The organism is Vreelandella sp. H-I2 (genome assembly GCF_052959335.1).
Genome location: NZ_JBRAMC010000008.1, coordinates 178018 through 199343, shown reverse-complemented (window position 1 = coordinate 199343; position 21326 = coordinate 178018). Strand labels below are relative to the sequence as shown.

At 50.0% G+C, this 21326-nt stretch carries 15 protein-coding genes; 12 read left to right on the top strand and 3 right to left on the bottom strand.

What is annotated here, in order from left to right; all coding sequences use genetic code 11:
• The first annotated feature begins 3 nt into the window (after positions 1 to 3).
• Together paoC and ACUVOF_RS19100 are read left to right on the top strand one after the other, a co-directional pair.
• Positions 4 to 2193, top strand: a complete 2190-nt coding sequence (gene paoC, locus ACUVOF_RS19105; protein ID WP_447045847.1) for an aldehyde oxidoreductase molybdenum-binding subunit PaoC — start codon at positions 4 to 6, stop codon at positions 2191 to 2193.
• Positions 2194 to 2314: 121 nt separating this feature from the next.
• Positions 2315 to 2761, top strand: a complete 447-nt coding sequence (locus tag ACUVOF_RS19100) for a DUF411 domain-containing protein (protein ID WP_447045846.1) — start codon at positions 2315 to 2317, stop codon at positions 2759 to 2761.
• Between the two features lie 14 nt (positions 2762 to 2775).
• Here ACUVOF_RS19100 and ACUVOF_RS19095 read toward each other — a convergent pair whose 3' ends face one another.
• From ACUVOF_RS19095 to ACUVOF_RS19085, 3 genes are all read right to left on the bottom strand, one after another.
• Positions 2776 to 3216 carry a PaaI family thioesterase gene (locus ACUVOF_RS19095; protein WP_447045845.1) on the bottom strand — a complete coding sequence of 147 codons (441 nt, stop codon included), beginning with the start codon at positions 3214 to 3216 and terminating at the stop codon, positions 2776 to 2778.
• Positions 3217 to 3282: 66 nt separating this feature from the next.
• On the bottom strand, positions 3283 to 5457 hold the full coding sequence (locus tag ACUVOF_RS19090; RefSeq protein WP_447045844.1) for a malate synthase G: 2175 nt from the start codon (positions 5455 to 5457) through the stop codon (positions 3283 to 3285).
• A 199-nt stretch (positions 5458 to 5656) separates the two neighbouring features.
• Entirely contained in the window at positions 5657 to 5920 is a 264-nt protein-coding gene (locus tag ACUVOF_RS19085) for a hypothetical protein (protein WP_447045843.1), read from the bottom strand.
• 220 nt (positions 5921 to 6140) lie between these two features.
• Between ACUVOF_RS19085 and ACUVOF_RS19080 the strand changes: the two genes are divergently transcribed.
• The 10 genes from ACUVOF_RS19080 (at position 6141) to ACUVOF_RS19035 (ending at position 21286) form a co-directional block, all read left to right on the top strand.
• A complete protein-coding gene (locus ACUVOF_RS19080) occupies positions 6141 to 7100 on the top strand; it encodes an alpha/beta hydrolase (RefSeq protein ID WP_447045842.1) in 960 nt (319 codons plus the stop codon).
• 859 nt (positions 7101 to 7959) lie between these two features.
• Positions 7960 to 9906 (top strand): polysaccharide biosynthesis protein, encoded by a 1947-nt coding sequence (locus ACUVOF_RS19075; RefSeq protein WP_447045936.1) that lies wholly within the window; start codon positions 7960 to 7962, stop codon positions 9904 to 9906.
• Between the two features lie 260 nt (positions 9907 to 10166).
• Positions 10167 to 11330 carry a polysaccharide export protein gene (locus ACUVOF_RS19070; protein ID WP_447045841.1) on the top strand — a complete coding sequence of 388 codons (1164 nt, stop codon included), beginning with the start codon at positions 10167 to 10169 and terminating at the stop codon, positions 11328 to 11330.
• The gene (locus tag ACUVOF_RS19065) at positions 11308 to 11799 is read left to right on the top strand and encodes an arsenate reductase/protein-tyrosine-phosphatase family protein (RefSeq protein WP_447045840.1); all 492 of its coding nucleotides are present in this window, start codon (positions 11308 to 11310) and stop codon (positions 11797 to 11799) included. The genes ACUVOF_RS19070 and ACUVOF_RS19065 overlap by 23 nt, the downstream gene beginning before the upstream one ends.
• 75 nt (positions 11800 to 11874) lie before the next feature.
• Complete coding sequence (locus ACUVOF_RS19060; protein ID WP_447045839.1) at positions 11875 to 14076, top strand: polysaccharide biosynthesis tyrosine autokinase; 2202 nt, start codon at positions 11875 to 11877, stop codon at positions 14074 to 14076.
• A 29-nt stretch (positions 14077 to 14105) separates the two neighbouring features.
• Positions 14106 to 15128: an NAD-dependent epimerase gene (locus ACUVOF_RS19055; protein ID WP_447045838.1), complete on the top strand. Its 1023-nt coding sequence runs from the start codon at positions 14106 to 14108 to the stop codon at positions 15126 to 15128.
• 68 nt (positions 15129 to 15196) lie between these two features.
• Complete coding sequence (locus ACUVOF_RS19050) at positions 15197 to 16534, top strand: UDP-glucose dehydrogenase family protein (RefSeq protein ID WP_447045837.1); 1338 nt, start codon at positions 15197 to 15199, stop codon at positions 16532 to 16534.
• A gap of 101 nt (positions 16535 to 16635) precedes the next feature.
• Positions 16636 to 18432: an ABC transporter ATP-binding protein gene (locus ACUVOF_RS19045; RefSeq protein WP_447045836.1), complete on the top strand. Its 1797-nt coding sequence runs from the start codon at positions 16636 to 16638 to the stop codon at positions 18430 to 18432.
• 142 nt (positions 18433 to 18574) lie between these two features.
• Positions 18575 to 19417 carry an ATP-binding cassette domain-containing protein gene (locus ACUVOF_RS19040; protein WP_447045835.1) on the top strand — a complete coding sequence of 281 codons (843 nt, stop codon included), beginning with the start codon at positions 18575 to 18577 and terminating at the stop codon, positions 19415 to 19417.
• A gap of 555 nt (positions 19418 to 19972) precedes the next feature.
• The gene (locus ACUVOF_RS19035) at positions 19973 to 21286 is read left to right on the top strand and encodes a polysaccharide pyruvyl transferase family protein (RefSeq protein ID WP_447045834.1); all 1314 of its coding nucleotides are present in this window, start codon (positions 19973 to 19975) and stop codon (positions 21284 to 21286) included.
• Positions 21287 to 21326: the final 40 nt, after the last annotated feature.

The window sequence follows — 21326 nt, the reverse complement described above, 5'->3', positions numbered from 1 at the left end:
CCGATGGATTTTAATCAATCGACCGAAGACAACCTGTTTGACCGCGCCCGCGTGATTGGCAAACCCCATACCCGTATCGATGGCATTCTCAAAGTGACGGGACGTGCGCCCTATGCCTATGAGCGCCATGATGTGGCGGCCAATCAATTGGTGGGCTATCCCTTGTGCGCAACGATTGCCAAGGGGCAGATCACGTATATGGATGCCTCCGCCGCCCGCGCCGCACCTGGCGTGGCAGCCGTGGTCACGACCCTTGAACTTGATCCACTTGATCGTGCTAAGAGTAATATCGCCCACCTGTTTGGCGGCGCGACGATTGAGCACTACCATCAGGCGATTGCCGTGGTGGTTGCGGAAACATTAGAGCAGGCGCGGGGTGCTGCGGCGCTGATTGAGGTGCGCTATGAGAAAGAGAAGGGCGTCTTCGACCTTGAAGCCGCTTGGGAGCAGTTACAGGACATCGGCGAGCCGCAAGCTGACGTGGGCGATGTGGACACCGCATTTCAAGCCGCGCCCGTAACGCTGGACGAGGTATACCGCACCTCCTCCCAGAGCCACACCATGATGGAGCCTCACGCATCTATCGTCGATTGGTCCGATGGTGGGCAGATGACGGTATGGACCTCGAACCAGATGGTTGAGTGGACGCGCCAAGCGCTAGCCACCACGTTCAATATCGATCCCGACACGATTCGGCTGGAGAGCCCCTTCGTCGGTGGTGGTTTCGGCGGTAAGTTATGGCTGCGTGCCGATACGGTGTTGGCGGCGCTGGGTTCCCGGGCTACGGGCCAACCGGTCAAGCTTGCGCTGCCACGCCCCCTGATGTTCAACAATACTACCCACCGTTCAGCCACTATCCAGCGTATTCGCATTGCTGCCGATGCCCAGGGCAAGATTACTGCCATTGATCACTCGGCCGTATCTCATACGCTGCCCGGTGGTAGCGGCGAGAATCCGGTCAACCAAACCCGCCATTTCTATACCGGTGAGAATCGCCGTGTTGCCCATCATCCGGTCGACATGGACCTTCCCGAATCGGCGGACATGCGTGCCCCTGGGGAAGCATCGGGGCTTGCCGCGTTGGAAATCGCCATGGATGAAATGGCGGAAAAGCTAGTGTTGGACCCGGTCGAGTTTAGGATCCTCAACGACACCCAGGTCGACCCCGAAGATCCCTCCAAGCCGTTTAGCGAACGCCACTACGTTGAGTGCTTACGCAAGGGCGCAGAGGCGTTTGGTTGGGCCGATCGAAATCGCACGCCAGGTGGCAAGCGTGAAGGACAGTGGTTGATTGGTCATGGCATGGCGGGCGCCTACCGCGGGGCGCCCACGATGACCTCTGGCGCGCGCGTGCGCTTACAAGGCGGACGCTTGGTGGTAGAAACTGATATGACCGATATCGGCACCGGTTCCTACACCATTATTGCCCAGACGGCCGCGGAGACCATGGGGTTGGACATCAACGCTGTAGAGGTTCGTCTTGGCAACAGCGCTTACCCCACGTCCTCGGGTTCGGGTGGTCAGTTCGGGGCGGCAAGTTCCACTGCAGGTGTGTATGCCGCCTGTGTCGCGTTGCAAAATGAAATAACCAAGCGGTTGGGCATTGAGTCGCCCCGTTTTGAAAATGGCCGTGTGGTAAGTGGTGATACCGACCTGGCGCTAGGGGATGTGGCAGACGGCGAGGAACTTGTTGCCGAAGACTCCATCAGCTTTGGCGACTTTAAAGACAAAATGCAGATTGCCACCTTTGCCGCGCATTTCGTCGAGGTGGCCGTGCACGCGCATACTGGGGAAACACGGCTCCGGCGTATGCTCGCGGTGTGCGATGCAGGGCGCATTCTTAACCCGGTCACGGCGCGCAGCCAAGTGCTTGGCGGTATGACCATGGGCACGGGTGCGGCCTTAATGGAGGGAATGAGCGTTGACCTTGAGCGCGGTTTCTTTGTTAACCACGACCTCGCGGCTTATGAGGTAGCGGTGCATGCCGATATCCCTCCTCAGGAGGTTATATTTCTAGATACCACCGATGCCGCATCAACGCCCCTAAAAGCCAAAGGGGTGGGGGAGCTGGGTATCTGTGGTGTCGCGGCGGCGATTGCCAACGCGGTTTATAACGCTTCGGGAGTGCGGTTACGCGATTATCCAATGACGCTGGATCGGATGATCGACCAATTGCCTAACGCAGCGCTATGAGGTCGCTTGACCTGGGGGCTACCCACAGGTTGTAAGCTTTGCTCATATCGCCCCTGAGGCCGTTATGGCTAGCGGGGCGTATCCACCATCTTTTTTGTTGTTCTTACCAAGGAGGCCATCGATGAGCCGCTTACATGCATCGGTATTACTTTCTTCCGCACTCATTTTAGGGTCGGCCTCGGCGTATGCGGCGCTGCCTGACGAAGCCACTCTCTATAAAAACCCCCAGTGCGGCTGCTGCGATGCTTATGCACGCCATCTTGAAGAACTCGGTGTAGAGGTGACGATTGTTGATGACGTAGAGCTAGGTGATATTAAACAACAGGCGGGCGTGCCCTATGGCCTAGGGTCGTGCCATACCATTGAGATGGGCGAGTACTGGATTGAAGGCCATGTGCCGATGGAGGCTGTGCAGGCATTGTTTGAGCAACAGCCCGATATCGATGGCATTGGCTTGGCTGGTATGCCCATTGGCACGCCGGGTATGCCGGGGCCACAAGAAGCCCCTTACAATGTATACGCGTTTACAGACCAGGAAGATGCGCCGTTTATGACGCTGGAGCCTTAAATAACTGTCACACGTTAAGCATTATCTGAACGTACGTCTGAACGTACGTCTGGCAGTGCGTAGCTGGCGGTAACATGCACCACTGGGCGTATGTCATCACTCGCTGAAAATATCTGCACTTCGCCCACCGCTAGGCGGCGGCCGAGTTTGATCAGTTTGGCGTGGGCGATAATATCGTGATCGCCGGAAGCGGCGCGCAGAAAGTGGCAGTTAAGGTCGCTGGTCACGGCCATCGCTTCAGGGCCAATTTGGGCCAAAATAGCGACGTACATGGCCACATCCGCAAAGCCCATCATGGTGGGCCCGGAAACCCTTGGCCCAGGGCGAAGATGCTCGTTGCCAATCGCTAAGCGCAGGGTGGCGCGCATCTCACCAACGCTCTCTATTTTGCCCATCCGCTGGGGAAAAACCTCATCCAGGAAGTGCTCGATCTGTTCAGCCGTCATGACGGTCATTGTTGTTATCCTCATAAAAAAGCCCCGAGGCATGCGCCTCGAGGCTGATTGCAGCGTAAGGCGAGTTTACTTCGCCTTATGCACCTGACGCCACTCGTGCAGAAGCGGCTCGGTGTAGCCGGATGGCTGGACGCGACCTTTAAAGATCAAATCTGACGCTGCCTTAAACGCCGTTGAATCTTCAAAATTAGCGCTCATCGCGGTATAGGTGGGGTCGCCTGCGTTCTGCTCATCCACTACCTTCGCCATGCGCTTGAGCGTCTCTTCAACCCGCGGTGCATCAACAATGCCATGGTGTAGCCAGTTGGCGATGTGCTGGCTGGAAATACGCAGCGTCGCGCGATCTTCCATCAAGCCGACATTGTGAATGTCCGGTACTTTTGAACAACCCACGCCGTGTTCTACCCAGCGCACCACGTAACCCAGAATGCCCTGGCAGTTATTGTCCAGCTCTTGCTGAATCTCTTCATCGGACCAAGTGGGGTTTTCCGCCACCGGTACGGTGAGTAGATCATCCAGGTAGTCAGGCTCACCTAAGGCTTCCAGCTCGCGCTGAACGCCGATGACGTTGACCTGATGATAATGCAGGGCATGAAGGGTGGCCGCCGTAGGTGATGGTACCCAGGCCGTGTTGGCGCCGGCTTTGGGATGGCCGATTTTCTGCTCCAGCATGTTATGCATTAAATCGGGCATGGCCCACATGCCTTTACCGATCTGAGCGCGACTGCGCAGGCCGCAGGCAAGACCGACCTGCACGTTGCTCTTCTCATAAGCCTGGATCCATGCAGCGCTCTTCATATCGCCCTTGCGCACCATGGGCCCTGCTTCCATCGCGGTATGCATTTCGTCGCCGGTACGATCCAGGAAACCGGTGTTAATGAATGCAACGCGGGAGGCGGCTTCGGCAATACACGCCTTGAGATTAACGGTGGTGCGGCGTTCCTCGTCCATAATACCCATTTTCAGGGTGTCGCGGCTCATGCCCAGAATGTCTTCAACGCGTCCAAACAGCTCGTTGGCAAAGGCAACTTCTTTGGGGCCATGCATTTTCGGCTTTACGATATAAACAGAGCCGGTGCGCGAGTTACGTGGCTGACTGGCGTCTTTTTTCAGATCGTGCAGCGCTAGCAGCGAGGTAACCACGGCATCAAGGATACCTTCCGGTAGTTCGTTGCCGTTTTCATCCAAAATCGCTGGCGTGGTCATCAAGTGACCCACATTACGCACGAACATTAACGAACGACCCGGTAACGTGACGCTACCGCCATCGGTGGTTTGCCAAGTGCGGTCAACGTTAAGCTTACGTGTAAACGTCTTGTCGCCTTTTTCGATCTTCTCTTCCAGGTCGCCCTTCATCAGACCGAGCCAGTTGCTGTAAACAACGACCTTATCTTCTGAATCCACCGCGGCGACAGAGTCTTCACAATCCATGATGGCGGTTAAAGCGGCTTCTACCACTAGATCTTTAACGCCTGCCGGGTCGGTTTTACCGATGGAGTCGTTAGGATCGATCAGGATCTCCAGGTGCAGGCCATTGTTAGCCAGCAGAATCGACTCTGGTTTAGCCGCTTCGCCGTTAAAACCAATCAGCCTGGCTGGGTCTTTTAGCCCGGTTTCCCGACCACCTTCCAGAGTCACTACCAAATGACCGTCACGAATCGCGTATTTAACCGCATCGCGGTGGGAACCTGTGGCCAGCGGTGCTGCGCGATCAAGCACTCCGCGGGCGTAGGCAATCACTTTGGCACCGCGTTTCGGGTTGAAGCTGGTGCCTTTTTCGGCACCGTCGTCTTCTGAAATCGCGTCAGTACCATAAAGAGCGTCGTAAAGGCTGCCCCAACGTGCGTTGGCAGCATTCAGCGCATAGCGAGCATTGCTCACCGGTACCACTAACTGAGGCCCTGCTTGGACGGCTACTTCGCGATCAACGTTGGCCGTTGTTGCTTTGACGTTAGCCGGGGCTTCTGCCAGGTAACCAGTCTCTTTCAAGAAACGACGGTACGCAGGCATATCTGTGACCGGGCCGGGGTTTTCCCGGTGCCATACGTCAAGCTTCTCTTGCAGCGTGTCGCGCTCTTCCAGCAGTTGACGGTTTTTAGGTGTTAAATCATGAAACAGGGCATCCACCCCGGCCCAAAAGGTATTTTCATCAATGCCTGTTCCCGGTAGTGCCTGCTCATTGATAAAACGATCTAAATCGGCGGCCACCTGAAGGCGATGGCGAGAGATACGTTGAGACATAGAGAGCTCCTCATGTGCGTCGGCGGTCGGCTTGCGCCAATCGCAGGAATCAGCGGTGTGTGATGTCTTCCAACCAGCATGCCACGATTTTGTGGAAAATACTTCCACATGTAAACTCGAAGTTCAAATTCCTGCCCTAGACATAGGGCTAACCCGGCAACCACCCAGCAATTACCCTGCCCTTTTTCATTGGGCAGAGCTACGCCGCCAGTGCCCTATAGACGAGCTCGTAGGCGTCAGTCGCTCTCGGAGGATACAGCGTTTCTGGATCAAGCCAAGATGCTTGCGCAGCATGGCCTGCTTCCTGCAGCCAGTCCTTAAGTATCTGGTGGTCCACAGCGATTACTTCCGTTAGCTCTTTTATCTTGTTGGAGTCGGTCTGCTTTTCGTCCAGAGCGTTTAGTGTCAGCTGATGCTGGTAAAACTGGTTGAGTTGGGCCAGGAAGGCAGCGCAATCTTCCACATCAGCAGTAGACCCCGTCGCGCCTGCGAACGCGCTTGGAAGCCGCCATCGAAGATGATATTGGTGACAAGGCTAGCGACGCCAGCAATGCCAGCAATGCCAGCAATAAAAATGCAAGTGTCTTCTGGTATGGTGAAAGCTTGCTGTGCACCTGCCAGTCGATTTCATCCCGGCGTGAACGACTCGCGGCACACTCCTGTCCTACCTGTTGGAGGATACGATGACCGACTTTACCCCCCTGCAGGCTTTGGGGCCGATTGCACCTTTCGATTCGAAAGGCGGTCAGCCGCTGGATGACTATCTTGAATATTATGGCTTGGCACCGCTGCTCACTGAGCATGTGGGGCTATACGTCGGTTATCTCGACACGCCACGCTTCCGGTTGTGGTGCCAAGTTTGGAGCCCCTCAGAACCGATAGGCACAGCCTTTGTGGTGCACGGTTATTACGACCATTTGGGGCTCTATCGCCATCTGCTCGAACGTCTGTTGGCGCAACGCTTTCGGGTGGTGCTTTGGGACTTGCCCGGCCACGGCCTCTCTAGCGGGCCACGCGCGACGATAGAAGATTTTGAAGACTACCAACATTGTCTGATCCATCTGCAAGACCACCTTGGGCAACAAGGCTTGGCCCCGAAACCTTGGCTGGGTGTCGGGCAAAGCACCGGCGCGGCCATACTGGCTACCGACGCTCTGACCCGTCCGGATAGCGGTCATTGGGCTGGGCTGGTATTACTGGCGCCGCTGGTGAGGCCCTGGGGATGGAGTCAGTCGAGTTGGGTTCATTGGTTGGCAAGCCCCTTCGTGAATCAATTGCCGCGCAAATATCGGGCTAATACCACCGATGAGTCTTTCACTTCTTTCCTCCGCGAACAGGACCCGCTTCAGCATAACCAGTTGGATGTGGCCTGGGTAAGCGCCATGCGCCGCTGGATGCCCCGCCTGCTGGCGCAGGAGCCTAGCCTGCTACCTACGCTGATTTTGCAAGGTGAGCAAGATGTAACCGTCGATTGGAAGTGGAATTTAGCAATTCTGGCGGAAAAATTTCCCAACGCCGACATCCATCGCCACCCAGAAGCGCGTCATCACCTAGTGAATGAAGCTGAACCAATCAGGCGAGCTTTATTTACTACCCTGGATGAGTTTGTCGAAAAAATAAGTATCACGCCTAATGAATTGTAATTGAAAAGATTTTTTAGCTGATCTGATCTCTCCTGCTTTATACATAATTATTCACCCTGGACCTAGCTATAGGCTCTCGGACTTTCGTCCGTCACTAGGGCTCTATAGGGAGATTCCCTAAGTTTAAATTACGTATTGTCAGAAAAAATATTAAGAACCAATAAGTATTTTTTTAACAATAGGTTACGTGTAATTTTTAATTTAAATTATGTTGAGTGGTTTTTTTTATGGAAGTCACGCGGCTACCACTTCCACATTTTTTCTAGCAGGCTCTTCAGGAATGTCAAGGGAATGTTAACAAAATAGAATTGTTGCGAAACGTGAATAAAGCGTGTAGAAAAGTAAGTTAGCAGGTGAGACTTTATGGTTATTAATATTTAAGTTTAGGTTGGTCAAGGTAGCTGCTATTGACTTGTTTTTTTATAAGTATTTGTTTTTTTTGAAAATAGATTTGATGAGAAGGTTGAGCAAGATAGTGCTTGTAGGAAGGAAGCGTAAGAAAATGTTACGAATTATAACTTTTCATCTTTCAATAACCTTCTTGTGCTAGACGGGTCCATGCACCCGGCGGCGCAGTTGAGCGATAGTCATCACCAACAAGCAAAGGCAAGTAGCAAGGGAGTGCAACATGACCGCTATTAATGGCGTACTGGCAGGTCACTGGTGAGTTAAATACAGGGAAATCGCTATGATGTTTGTCATTAAGACGCTATTTAGCCTGACAAGGCGCCGGAAACAGTTGATCCAGCTCTTGGTGGATACTTTCTTGATCGTTGCTAGCTTTCTGTTGGCAATGCTTTTGCGATTAGACTCCTTGGAGTTTTTGGCTAAAGAGTCGGTGTGGTTGGCATTGCCCGTCATGATACCGGTGAGCCTGTTTATTTTTATACGTTTGGGTTTTTACCGTTCAATCGTGCGTTTTATGGGTTTAAAGGCGCTGCAGGCGCTTTGTGCCGGTGTTATCGGCTCTGCATTGACACTATACGTTGTCAGCATGGCATTAAATTTACCTGTACCTAGATCTGTGCCTTTTATTTATACAATGCTGGCATTTATAACGATTGGCGGCATAAGGCTAGCGTTACGCTTAATGTATCAGCGTGGGCAGCAGCTTCAAAAAACCCGTGTGCTGATATATGGCGCCGGAGCAGCAGGGCGTCAGTTGGTGGTTTCTCTGCGTCATGGTAGAGATTACGAACCCGTTGGTTTTGTTGACTACGCCCCCCTCCTTCAAGGTACGCATGTTCAGGGGTTAAGAGTTTATAGTCCTGAGTCGACACCCAAATTAATTGAGAACTTTGGCGTAGAAAAGTTCTTATTGGCTATTCCAGAAGCAACACGAGCACGTCGTCAGGAAATTATTGAATCTATTGAGCCGTTGTCGATTCCTGTACAAACCATACCTGATATGGCGGATATTGTTTCAGGCAAGGCAAAATTCAATGAGCTTCGTGATGTTCGTGTTGAAGATTTACTTGGAAGAGACCCTGTGCCACCCGATCCTAAGTTAATGGGAACGAATATCACACATAAATCAGTGATGGTAACGGGCGCTGGCGGCTCCATTGGTAGCGAGCTATGCCGTCAGATTGTTCAGTTACTTCCTAAACAGCTAATCATCGTTGACTCTTCTGAATACTCTCTCTACAAAATTGACCAAGACCTAGCCCATTTGATTGAAAAGGGCGATCTTGACGTTGTCGTTAAGCCAGCTTTGGCTTCTGTTCGCAATGGCGACGTTATCGCACGCCTGATCCGTACGTTTGAAATTGATACTATTTACCACGCAGCCGCTTATAAACACGTACCTCTCGTAGAGTTTAATCCGGCGGAGGGAGTGCTCAATAATGTCTTTGGAACAATGGAAGTTGCTAAGGCGGCTATCCAAGAGGGCGTAGAGTCTTTTGTCCTGGTTTCTACCGACAAGGCAGTGCGCCCAACCAATGTGATGGGCGCTAGTAAACGAATGGCAGAGCTGGTTTGTCAGGCATGCGCTGATGAACAAACGGATACACGTTTTTCAATGGTGCGCTTTGGCAACGTACTGGGTTCTTCAGGCTCAGTTGTTCCTCTTTTTCGACGCCAAATTGAGAAAGGCGGCCCTATCACCGTTACACACCCAGACATTACTCGTTACTTTATGACTATTCCTGAAGCTGCCCAGCTTGTTATTCAAGCCAGCGGTATGGCGACAGGGGGCGATGTGTTTGTGCTGGATATGGGCAAGCCGGTCAAGATCGTAGAGCTTGCTACTCGAATGGTGAAGTTGTCAGGCTTAAATTATCGCTTTATATCTGTGCCTGATGATGCAAAGACCACAAAAGCCGAGCAAGAAAGCATTATTACAGATGATAAAAAAGGTGAGATATCGATTCGTTTTACTGGTTTGCGGCCAGGTGAAAAGTTATACGAAGAACTTTTGGCTACAGAAAGCGCAAATAAGACGCGGCATCCCAGGATTATGACAGCGTCAGAAGATTTTTTGCCTTGGCCAGCGCTTGAGCCTCTGCTGTCTCAACTGGAAGAGGCGTGTAAAAAGCAGGATGCTGCCCAAATACGTGATTTATTGATAGCAGCACCTACTGCCTACCAACCGCTGTCAGATATTGTCGATCATTTTTGGTTATCCACAGCACACCACGATAGTGTTAACAAACCATCCGCTAAACCTTCCGTTTCTTCAGAAGATACAAAGACGTTTTCTGTAAAAAATTATGAAAGCCAGCCCGTGGCAAATAAAACGCCAATGGCGGAAATGTCGAATACAAGTTTATTAATGCATAGTGCAAGTAGTAGAAAGCATTAGAATAAATTTATTAACTAAATTACTAGTTAGAATTTTCCTCAATTGAGGCAGGCGGTAAACAAGCTTTAAATATGCGTTTACTCCTATACAGCATCAATGTGTTTACAGCATCAATGTTTTGAGTAATTAGCTGGCCTCGAGGATGTGCCAATCAAACCTCGGGGCGGTAGCGTGTCTAAAATTTTTTAGCATGATGCAAAGCGCCAAACGCACGGTAAGAAAAACAGACTGGAGCTGACTCTGATAATAAAGGAGCAGACATGGTCTTTCGCTCACTCCACGCTCAGGTAGACGTTGTCATGAGAAAACAAACTATTTTCCGCTTACTGGTTGTTGCCTCGCTAGCCTTGTTGATAACAGGCTGTGCCCTAGCTCCAGGAGGAGATATTGATTACGACGCTCCAAAGTCGGAGTCGCCTGATTTAATGAAAATAGTTGATATAAAACCAATTACGCCGGAGCTGGTTTGGGCTATGGATTCTGAAAAGGACATTGTGCATCCAGTCACTGAAGAGCTGCGTAAGGAAATATCAGAGTACGAATATACAGTAGGCGTAGGTGACGTACTGAGTATCGTTGTCTATGACCACCCTGAGCTGACTATTCCGACTGGCGGTGAGCGTAGCGCTATAGAGGCAGGCAACATAGTGCGTTCTGATGGCACCATTTTCTACCCGTTTGTAGGGCGTGTGCATGTCTTAGGAAAAACCACTGAAGAGATCCGCCTTCAACTGACTCGAGGTCTTGCTGACTATCTTACAGAGCCTCAAATTGACGTCTTTATCGCGGCATATAATTCCAAGCGGTTTCACGTCACCGGCGCGGTATCATCGCCAGGGTCGGTTCCTGTCACTAATGTGCCAATGACTATACTTGATGCTGTCAATGAAGTGGGTGGTCCAACAGACAACGCTTTTTGGCATGAAATGCTTTTATTCCGCAACGGCACAGAAGAGCAGCTATCCCTATTCGATCTGTTAAGTGAAGGCGATCAACGTCAAAATCGCTTGCTTAGAGATGGCGATTTACTGCACTTCCCGAGCGCTGATAATCAAGGTGTTGCCATGTTGGGCCAGGTACGCTCACCCGGTAATCTGCGTATGAATCGCGAGCGCTTATCACTCACCGATGCATTAGCACGTGCAGGGGGAGTCAATGAACAGACCGCCGAGCCTTCAGGCATCTTTGTTCTGCGTCGTAACGCGCCTGGCGCAGAAAAACTGGCCACTGTTTATCAGCTAGATATAAGCAATGCAATCGCCTTAGCAATGGCAAGTAATTTCCAATTAGAGCCCAAAGATGTGGTCTACGTTACAACCGCACCGATAGCCCGGTGGAACCGTGTTATTAGCCTTCTCCTGCCTTCAATCAACTTACCTAATGATCTAGGTAATAGCAGTGATGGGCTTAACGACCTGCTTTAATATGACAAAACGTATCCTTGTAGTTTGTACTGGTAATATCTGCCGAAGCCCGGTTGCTGCCGCTATGTTGCAGCAAGGACTTGTCGACATCGAAGTAATGTCGGCAGGTTTAGCCGCCGGGCAAGGGGGCGCAGAACAGCGTATAGCTGCGCTTGCAAAGGCAGATGGGTACGACCTTAGCCAACATCAGGCAAAGCCGGTAGATCGCGGTTTGCTGGCCAACGCTGATCTCGTATTAGTGATGAGCGCCAAGCAAAGGCAAATGATATCGCGCAAATGGCCTGAGATGTTGGGGAAAACGTTGTTGTTTGGTATGTGGCGAACTGATAAACCGATCGATGATCGGGATATTCCAGATCCCTATCAGCGTAGTGATGAGGTCTGTCAGTTAGTTTACGACACGATCAAAACGGCAAGTTTCGCCTGGCGAGAAAAGCTTACAGATACCGGCAGTAAAAGCGTGTGGTAGACGATTTAAAGCTTTTTAATTATTCATTTTCATGCGCCTAAAGGGTGTGTGACAGAGAGTGCAGCGATAGACACAATGTCAGACTCATCCCAGAAGAATACACCAGAAGAGACAATTGACCTGAGCCGGATGTTTGGCGCACTTTTTAGCAAAAAGTGGCTAATCATCGGCTTTACCTTATTGTTCGCTTTTATCGGTATCTTGCACGGCATGCTGGTAACTCCGGTTTATCAAGCCGATGCATTAGTACAAGTTGAAAGGCGCAATACCGTTAGTCCACTGGGTGGTGTTGAGAATATTACCGGCACAGCTGCAGGAGAGTTCAATACATCTGCAGAACTGCAAATTCTGCAGTCGCGGATGGTGCTGGGACAGGTAGTGGAGCGGGTAGGTAGCGATTTCAATATAGCGCCTGTGGAATTACCTTTTATCGGTGGCTTGGTCTTGCGCAGGGGCATACCCCGCCCTGATTTTATGGAAGGGTATCCCCATGTATGGGGCAATGAAAGCATTAACGTAGCTCGCTTTAATGTCGATGACAGTCGTCGCGGCCAGCGTTTTACCGTGGAGCGTGGACCTGAAAATACTTACTACGTCATGCAGGGTGATAATCGTGTTGTAACAGGGACGCTAGGGCGTCCTGAGGTATTTTATGACGGTGACCTTGAACTCACTATTGCAAGCTTTGACGCCGCCGAAGGTGCGCAGTATGTACTAACACGTCAGCATAAGACATCGGCCATTCGAGGTATTGCCAGCCGATTGCAAGTAGCTGAAGTCGCCGGTAGTGGCGGCACTACAGGTATGATTCGCTTAATGATGTACGGAGAGGAACCGAGTGAGATTACGCGCAGTTTAGATGCCGTAGCGCAAACTTTTTTAACTCAGAATATTGAGCGACAATCCGAACAGGCTCAGCAAAGCCTAGAGTTTCTTCAGGAGCAAGCACCAGAACTACGTGAGCAGCTTGATTTAGCGGAGCAAAACCTTAATGACTATCGTTCCAATTTAGACAGTGTTGATCTCAGCAGTGAGGCCCAGGCGGCTATTCAGCGTTATATAGAGCTAGATACACGTCTTGACGAGCTGGAGTTTCAAGAAGCCGAGCTTGCGCAGCGCTTCACACCAAGTCACCCCAACTACCAAGCACTGCTTCGTCAGCGTCGTCAGATTCAACAAGATCTACAAGAACTCAATGCCAGGGTTAACGAGCTGCCCGCAGCCCAGCAAGAAGTGTTAAGACGTACGCGAGACGTAGAAGTTACTCAAGCGATATACGTCAATATTCTCAATAAAGTCCAAGAACTTGAAGTCGCCCGGGCGGGCACGATCGGTAATATTCGTATTATTGACAGTGCTGTGCTAAGTGGCCAAGTTGCTCCTAATTCATTTCGTCTTTTAGTTCTCTATACCGTTCTGGGCTTTCTGCTAATCACTGGCTATATCTTATTAAGAGAGCTATTAAAGCGCGGCATTGAGTCATCAGAGCAGGTTGAAAGTGTAGGCCTTACGGTTTATGCCTCTGTGCCGCAGTCCTCAGCCCAGAGCAAACTCAATCGAGCGTTAAGAAGACGTGGGAAAAAATCGTCGAAAAGTGTGGTGGGGGGAGTGCTGGCGCAGCGCAATCCTATGGATCTTTCCCTCGAATCACTGCGCGGCTTGCGCACCAGCTTGCACTTTACCATGATGGATGGGCGTAATAACCGCGTTATGCTGACGGGGCCAAGCCCCGGTGTAGGTAAAAGTTTCGTAAGCGTCAACTTGGGCGCTATTTCGGCCATGGCGGGTAAGAAAGTCCTCATAATTGATGCAGATCTTCGTAAAGGGAATTTGCATCACGCCTTTGGCCAGGCGAGCGCAGGTGGTCTGGTTGAGTTTCTCAGTGGCGAGCTAACACTTGAAGAGATCATTAAGCCCACCGGTATCGCTAACTATGATGTTATTACTCGAGGTGTCGTAGCGTCCAATCCTTCGGAGCTACTGATGCGGCCTGGATTCGAGCAAGCGCTGGAAGACTTAAGCGAAATGTACGATATGGTTATTGTGGATACTCCGCCTGTCCTCGCCGTGACTGACGCCTGTGTCGCTGGCAAATATTGTGGCACTACCCTGATGGTAACAAGATTCGACAAGAACTCAGTACGTGAAATACGAATGGCGAAGAAACGCCTTGAAGGTAGTGGGCTAGAAATACAAGGGGCAATTTTGAACGGCGTTAAAATCTCCTCTAGAGGCGCGTCGGGTTACTACGGATACGGCACCTACAAATATCAGTAGGTAAGCCATGAGTTTTAAAGGAGATACATATGAAGATTCTTGTGACCGGCGCGGCAGGTTTTATTGGTTTTCACACCGCCAGTCGTCTATTGGAACGAGGTGACGAAGTCGTTGGATTTGATAGTGTCAATGATTATTACGATGTCGATATTAAAGAGCGCCGACTTGAGAAACTGCAGGCTTTATCCGCAGAGACAGGAACTTCATTCCATTTTGTTCGCGATAATCTAGCGAACCAAAAAGCAGTAAATGACTGTTTTGAAGAGCATAAGTTTGATCGTGTGATTCATTTGGCGGCGCAAGCGGGTGTACGTTACTCCATTGAAAATCCGCACAGCTATGTGGAAAGCAACATCATTGCGTTTACCAATGTGCTGGAAGCCTGTCGTTACGCTAAAACGCCGCACCTGACTTACGCCAGCACCAGTTCTGTCTATGGTGCCAATACATCGATGCCCTTTTCTGAACACGATGGCGCCAATCATCCACTACAGTTTTATGCAGCCACTAAAAAAGCGAATGAAATGATGGCCCACAGCTATAGCCATCTGTTTGCCCTGCCGACGACAGGGCTTCGCTTCTTTACCGTTTATGGGCCATGGGGGCGCCCGGATATGGCGTTGTTTAAGTTCACCAAAAGTATGTTAGCGGATGAGCCTATCTCGGTTTTCAACCATGGTAACCATACCCGTGATTTCACCTATGTGGGTGACATCGTCGAAGGGGTCATTCGCGCGAGCGACCAGATAGCAGAGCCCAATGCCGATTGGAACAGCGATAATCCAGATCCAGCTACCAGCAATGCCCCTTACCGGCTCTTTAACATCGGCAACAATAACCCGGTGAAGCTGAGTGCTTATATTGAGGCGCTTGAGCAAGCACTGGGCAAAAATGCCAAGCAGGATCTGCTACCGCTGCAGCTAGGTGATGTTCCAGATACCTATGCCGATAGCAGTGAGCTCAAAAAAGCCGTTGATTACCAACCCGCTACGCCGGTAAAAGAAGGGGTTGCTAACTTTGTCGCTTGGTACCGTGATTATTATCAAGTGTGAGCACTATCGCGGCCAAGACTGCATCTTTGCAGTCGTTGAGACATACAAGGTAATAGGAAAGGAATAGCATGAACGTCACGGTTTTTGGAACAGGGTATGTAGGCCTGGTGCAAGGCGCTATTTTGGCTGATGTGGGACACCATGTCGTGTGTGTCGATGTGGATGCAAAGAAGGTCGAGCGGCTAATCCAGGGACATATTCCTATCTATGAACCAGGCTTGGAATCTCTTGTGAAAGAGAACTACGCAGCAGGTCGGTTAGAGTTCACTACCGATGCAGAAGCGGGAGTAAAGCATGGCCAGGTACAGTTCATTGCCGTAGGAACGCCACCGGACGAAGATGGCTCCGCTGATCTCAAATACGTGCTGGCAGTGGCGCAGACTATTGCTGAACACATGCAACGCGATCAGATTATCATCGACAAATCAACGGTGCCTGTGGGTACCGCCGACAAGGTAAAGGCGAAAGTAGCGGAAGTTCTCGCCAGGCGCGACCGTGAAGAACTTAACTTCGATGTAGTATCCAATCCCGAGTTTCTGAAAGAGGGTAGCGCCGTTGCCGACTGCCAGAAGCCCGACCGAATTATTATTGGCACCGAGAACGAGGCCAGCATTGAGGTGATGCGCGAGCTGTATGCGCCGTTCAATCGTAACCATGACAAAGTCATCGTCATGGACGTGAGAAGTGCAGAGCTCACCAAATATGCGGCTAACTGTATGCTGGCGACCAAGATCAGCTTTATGAACGAAATAGCGAATCTTTCCGAGTTACTAGGTGCCGATATCGAAATGGTTCGCCAGGGGATCGGTTCCGATCCACGTATCGGCTACCATTTCATTTACCCTGGGGTAGGGTATGGCGGCTCATGTTTCCCCAAAGACGTTCAGGCGCTTATTCGTACGGCTGGCGACATCGATTTCGACGCCAAGCTGCTCAAGGCCGTTGAAGCCCGAAACCAGGAACAGAAGACCACGCTGTTTGCGAAGATACATCGTCACTTTGAAGGGCAGCTTACAGGCAAGACCTTTGCTGTGTGGGGGCTCTCTTTCAAGCCAAACACCGATGATATGCGTGAGGCTCCAAGTCGTGTGTTGATGGAAGCCTTATGGCAGGCGGGTGCTAACGTGCAGGCATACGATCCTGAAGCCATGGAAGAAACGCAGCGCATCTACGGTACGCGTGACGACCTGTCACTTTGCGGCACCAAAGAAGCCGCTTTGAAGGGCGCAGATGCACTAGTCATAGTGACTGAATGGCAAAGTTTCCGTGCCCCTGATTTTGACCTCATCAAGTCCCAGCTTAGCGAGCCGACGCTCTTTGATGGGCGCAATATGTTCCAGCCGGCACGTATGCGCAATAAAGGGTTTACCTATTACTCGGTTGGTCGCGATATCAAGCCTTTGTGATCACCAGCATTAAGATTATAAGAAAGCATAATTGCTAGTTTCCTCCCCCAACTGTTGGGCGCGCATATCTTATTTTTTAAATATTGATGATAGGTTTTAATATGTTTAAACGTGTTCAGCGGCTTTGGAAACTACTTACGAGGGAGCAGCGTAAAAAACTGCTTGGCCTACAAGGACTCGTAGTGCTAATGGCCTTTGCTGAAGTGGCAGGTGTGGCGGCGATTGGCCCCTTCATGGCGGTGGTAGGCGATATTGGTCGCCTAGAGGGTGACGGCACACTGGCACAGTTCTATCAGGCTAGTGACATGGAAAGCCCTCGACAGTTTATTTTTTGGCTGGGAGTGGCGGTAATTACTGCCCTGGCATGTGCCGCTGCCATCTCAATTTACGTCACTTGGCGGCTGTCACTCTATGCCCAGCAAGTCGGCGCTGAGCTTTCTATACGCCTCTTCAAGCACTATATGCAGCAGCCATGGCTTTTTCATGCTAGTGGTAGCAGCAGTCAACTGATCAACAAAATTTCCCAAGAAGCTTCCCGTATTACCGGTAGTGTCATCCAGCCGTTGATGAGAATGAATGCCAAGGGAACGCTGGCATTAGTGATGACGACAGCGATCTTTATATTCAATCCGCTGGTGGCAATGGCTGGGGTGATAATCTTCGGCACGGCATATTTTGGGCTTTTCCATACGTTGCGTAAGCGGCTGGTACGAAATGGGAAAACTATTTCTACCACTAGCAGAGTTCGCTTCAAGCTGATGAACGAAGGTTTCGGCGGCATCAAGGACACACTATTGCTAGGTCGTCAGGCAGATTTTAACCGGCGCTTTGAAGTGACCAACCGAAAGCTTGCTAGGGCGAAAGGCGTAACAAGCGCACTTTCCCAGGTGCCGCGTTACGGCATGGAACTTTTGGCCTTTGGTGCGGTGATTTTATTGGTACTGTACCTACTAGCCGTCCACGAGGGTAATTTGGGTAACATTCTGCCGATTCTTTCCATGTACGCTCTGGCAGGTTTCAAACTACTGCCAGCCTTCCAGCAGATCTATTCAAGTCTGGCGACTATAAAAGGCAACATTATTTCCTTCGATATATTAGAGGATGACCTAGTGGCCAGTCAGCATATTACACAAGCCCAGCATGCCCACCAAGCAGGTAAGCTTTCGCCCAAGCAGGTCATCGCTCTGGATAACATCCATTTCAGCTACCCCGGCACGGAGGAGAAAGCCTTGAGTGGCTTGACGCTGGAGGTACCTGTAAATCACGTAATTGGATTAGTGGGGTCCACCGGATCAGGGAAATCTACTGCCATCGACGTCCTACTGGGCCTAATTACGCCACAATCTGGCGTGTTGAAGGTAGACGGCGAGGCACTCAGTGGTCATGAGCTGCGCGCATGGCAAAATAACGTTGGCTTTGTGCCTCAGAGCATTTTTCTGTCGGATGCCAGCATCCGGGAAAACATCGCCTTTGGTTTACCGCCAGAAGAGATTGATAATGAACGCGTAAAACGCGCAGCCAAAATGGCCCTCCTGGATGAGTTTCTGGAGAGGTTGCCGAATGGATTGGAAACAGGTGTGGGAGAACGCGGCATTCAGCTCTCCGGAGGGCAACGTCAGCGCATCGGCATTGCCCGTGCGCTGTACGATGATGCTGACGTACTGGTGTTAGATGAAGCGACAAGTTCATTGGACGGTATTACCGAAAAACTAGTAATGGATGCTATTCACAATTTCGCTGGCAAGAAGACCATCATCATGATTGCGCATCGACTGGCGACGGTAAAACAGTGTGACAGTATTTATCTTTTGGCGGGCGGTAAAGTGATAGACCAGGGAAAACATGATGAACTGGCAGCACGCAACGACATGTTTAGGCGAATGGCAGAACATGCATGAAGTGAGAAGAGTTTAGCGTATATCACAAAATTTCTGGCTCACCGGAACTGAGTGTGGATTTTGTTCACTGCGATGAGCCAATTCAATGATATGGCGACGACCTGTTGGATACTGTTTAAAACAGTTAGGTTATCCTCCGTATATGTTAGGTAATAATTATATAGATTTTAAGTTATTAAATAATATGTTAAAAACTATAGTTAAAAAAATTTTCAATTTAGCTGGTTATGAAATTAAACGTTCAAATTTTATAACTCCAGATTTGCATGACCAAAAATTAAATCCAGGCGTAATAGTTGAGTTAATTGGCCCTTCTGGTGTTGGAAAAACAACGCTTTTCAAAAATATTGAAAAGGAACTTAGGCCACAATGGGTTTTTAAAAAAGACCTGGCAAAAATAAACCCTTTAGGTATTAAAGGAATAGGCGTGGAAGCACCATATTACAACGTTGCTTCTCTTCTGATAGAGGAAAGATTAAAAAGTAGTGCAGCATCAAAAAGACCACCTAGTATCTCTAAATTGTCATCCCTCAATTATTGTGCAAAGGAGTTGGCGAATAATATAGTTTACATCAATAAAGAAATACCAAATTGGCTTTTTTCGGATGATGGAATTTTCCATCTTTTTACAAGTGAGATAGTGACATGTGAAGACAAGCTTGTTAATGATGAAGAGGCAAAAAAATTCTTGTTCGAAAAAAGAGTGCTAGTACATTTAGATGCAGAAGAAGAATATATTGTGGAAAATTTAAAGAAAAGACACAATGAGTTAAAGCGAAATACTAATGATTTATTTTCAAGAATGAGTGAAGAAGAAGTGTATGATCGTACGCGATCGCGTAGGAAGGTTATTAAAGAGGTAACGGAAATTTATAAAAAGTATGGTTCTATTGTTTGTGAGATCAACGCAATGGATGGAACTGAAGTAAATATAAAAAAATTAAAAGTGTTTTTGGATGAAATTGTTGAAAGTAATGTTAAATAAGGTGGTTATCTATATATTTATAAAAAAATCATAGAAATTCAAAGAGAATTGACAAGTTAACAATATTTGGCTTTAAAGTAGTGCTAGTATTGACCTATATTTTATTTATATTAAATATATTTAGTAAATTAATGGTGAGATTTTTTAAATAATTATCACAATGTCATGTTTTAAATTGAGAGCTAAATAGCGAAAGAGGTTTTTTATGTGCGGTTATTTAGTCTAGAGAGCATCTGATTAATGTTTGACTGAGATCAGGCGCAGCGTTTTCCAAGCTGTGCAGAAGTGGCCTTACCCAGTAATAGTGGAAAGCCACCTTGGTTAAGAAGTCTTGCGCTGCTGCACCAATGCCTGCAGCGGAGGCCCATGTGCTGGAACGAACTCAACGACAATATCACGCTGCGGCGTGACCCCTCTGGCGGCAGGTCTACACGACAGCCACTGAAAGACTCCAGTGGTGCAAAACTGCCCTTCTCCAGCCAACCTGTAGCGGCAATTTGCGGCTTTATATCGTTAGTATTTTTCTCTTCAATTTGACGAATTAGGCAAGTATGTATGGATATACTCATTGATCACGGTAGTGGATGGAATGTTGGCGATATATCAATGCTCGAGTCTGCCGTAAATGAGTTACTAGAACTGATGCCGGAGGCTATCCTCCATGTCGTGGACAGGCCCCGCCTTAGAACCAATATCTGGGACTACGAACGCGTTCAGAAATATCCACCATACCAACTGCTTGAGCCGCTCCAGGTCGAGAGAGGTGGCTGGCTCAGCAAGGCTGTCATTAAAAACATAGGCCGTGTGGGACGTCACGTCATTCGCTCTGGAACGGCTAAACGCGGGTTTGCTCTCGAATTGCCTAATCAGATTGTTCCCCCCGAGGCGCTCCGAATGAAGCCGACAGGGACAATGGCGGATTACAGTAAACCGTTTGACGCTCTCTTTGTGGCCGGTGGAGGAACGATAACTGACACATTCTCGTGGGGACTCATCCAACGCAGTGCTTTGGTGCGCACCTTTGCTGTACAGGGGAAGCCTATTGTCTTTACGGGCCAACAAATCGGTCCATTCGAGTCACGACATTCACGACAACTGACCGCCAAGATCCTACGCGCAGCTTCGTACGTAGGAGTGCGTGAGCCTACAGCTTCTCTCGACTACGTCCGGACGCTGGGGGCGCGTCGGTATGAGCTTATGGGGGACGACTCCTGCGGATTCAGAGTGGACCATGAAGACGCTGTACAACGCCTAAAGAAGCGAGGATTGGAAGCGGGACAGTTCTTCGCGGCCAATGTACGAGTCGGTGATTATGCCGCCGAACATGCCACCCACTTGAACCGCATTGCCGAGTTGGTAGGTATGCTGGCGGACCGGACCGGACTTCCTGCCCTTGTGGTTCCGGTAGCTCTAGGAGGGAAGAAGAGCGATATCCTATCGGGTTACTCACTAAGAAAAGCGGTAGGTGATCACGTTCTGGTCCTGGATGACGAAGATCTCACAGCGATGGCGGTCAAGGGGGTGATGGGACTCGCGCATGGTGCGGTCGGTGTGTCATACCACTTCTGCACGTTTGCCCTGACCCAGGGAGTCCCCGCCGTTTGTATTCACGATGGTGCATATTACGGTCAAAAAGGAGATGGAATCGCCGCCTTCTGGGGCGATTCCCGTCTCTCGCTCCCCTTGCCCGGTTTGGATGCCGCGGCGGCCTCGGAGCTAGTCGATTCCATATGGAAGGACGCTAGCCTGCGGATGGCCCTCAGCAAGCGATCCAGGGAAGCCGAGACACATTGGAAGCAGGTATATGCTAATCGTGTGGTGCCCGCTCTCAAAGGTCTCGATGTAGCAGCCACACCTAGTGTGAGTTAGAGATGAAAAGGTTTCGAAACCACCTCCAATCTTACCATCT

What these genes read in the sequence shown, in the direction of transcription:
- ACUVOF_RS19065 (WP_447045840.1), top strand. Translation starts at nt 11,308, where the DNA reads ATGGGCTTAACGACCTGCTTTAATATGACAAAACGTATCCTTGTAGTT.
- ACUVOF_RS19075 (WP_447045936.1), top strand. Translation starts at nt 7,960, where the DNA reads ATGATACCGGTGAGCCTGTTTATTTTTATACGTTTGGGTTTTTACCGT.
- ACUVOF_RS19080 (WP_447045842.1), top strand. Translation starts at nt 6,141, where the DNA reads ATGACCGACTTTACCCCCCTGCAGGCTTTGGGGCCGATTGCACCTTTC.
- ACUVOF_RS19045 (WP_447045836.1), top strand. Translation starts at nt 16,636, where the DNA reads ATGTTTAAACGTGTTCAGCGGCTTTGGAAACTACTTACGAGGGAGCAG.
- ACUVOF_RS19090 (WP_447045844.1), bottom strand. Translation starts at nt 5,457, where the DNA reads ATGTCTCAACGTATCTCTCGCCATCGCCTTCAGGTGGCCGCCGATTTA.
- ACUVOF_RS19060 (WP_447045839.1), top strand. Translation starts at nt 11,875, where the DNA reads ATGTCAGACTCATCCCAGAAGAATACACCAGAAGAGACAATTGACCTG.
- ACUVOF_RS19100 (WP_447045846.1), top strand. Translation starts at nt 2,315, where the DNA reads ATGAGCCGCTTACATGCATCGGTATTACTTTCTTCCGCACTCATTTTA.
- ACUVOF_RS19040 (WP_447045835.1), top strand. Translation starts at nt 18,575, where the DNA reads ATGTTAGGTAATAATTATATAGATTTTAAGTTATTAAATAATATGTTA.
- ACUVOF_RS19050 (WP_447045837.1), top strand. Translation starts at nt 15,197, where the DNA reads ATGAACGTCACGGTTTTTGGAACAGGGTATGTAGGCCTGGTGCAAGGC.
- ACUVOF_RS19070 (WP_447045841.1), top strand. Translation starts at nt 10,167, where the DNA reads ATGGTCTTTCGCTCACTCCACGCTCAGGTAGACGTTGTCATGAGAAAA.
- ACUVOF_RS19095 (WP_447045845.1), bottom strand. Translation starts at nt 3,216, where the DNA reads ATGACCGTCATGACGGCTGAACAGATCGAGCACTTCCTGGATGAGGTT.
- ACUVOF_RS19055 (WP_447045838.1), top strand. Translation starts at nt 14,106, where the DNA reads ATGAAGATTCTTGTGACCGGCGCGGCAGGTTTTATTGGTTTTCACACC.
- ACUVOF_RS19035 (WP_447045834.1), top strand. Translation starts at nt 19,973, where the DNA reads ATGGATATACTCATTGATCACGGTAGTGGATGGAATGTTGGCGATATA.
- paoC (WP_447045847.1), top strand. Translation starts at nt 4, where the DNA reads ATGGATTTTAATCAATCGACCGAAGACAACCTGTTTGACCGCGCCCGC.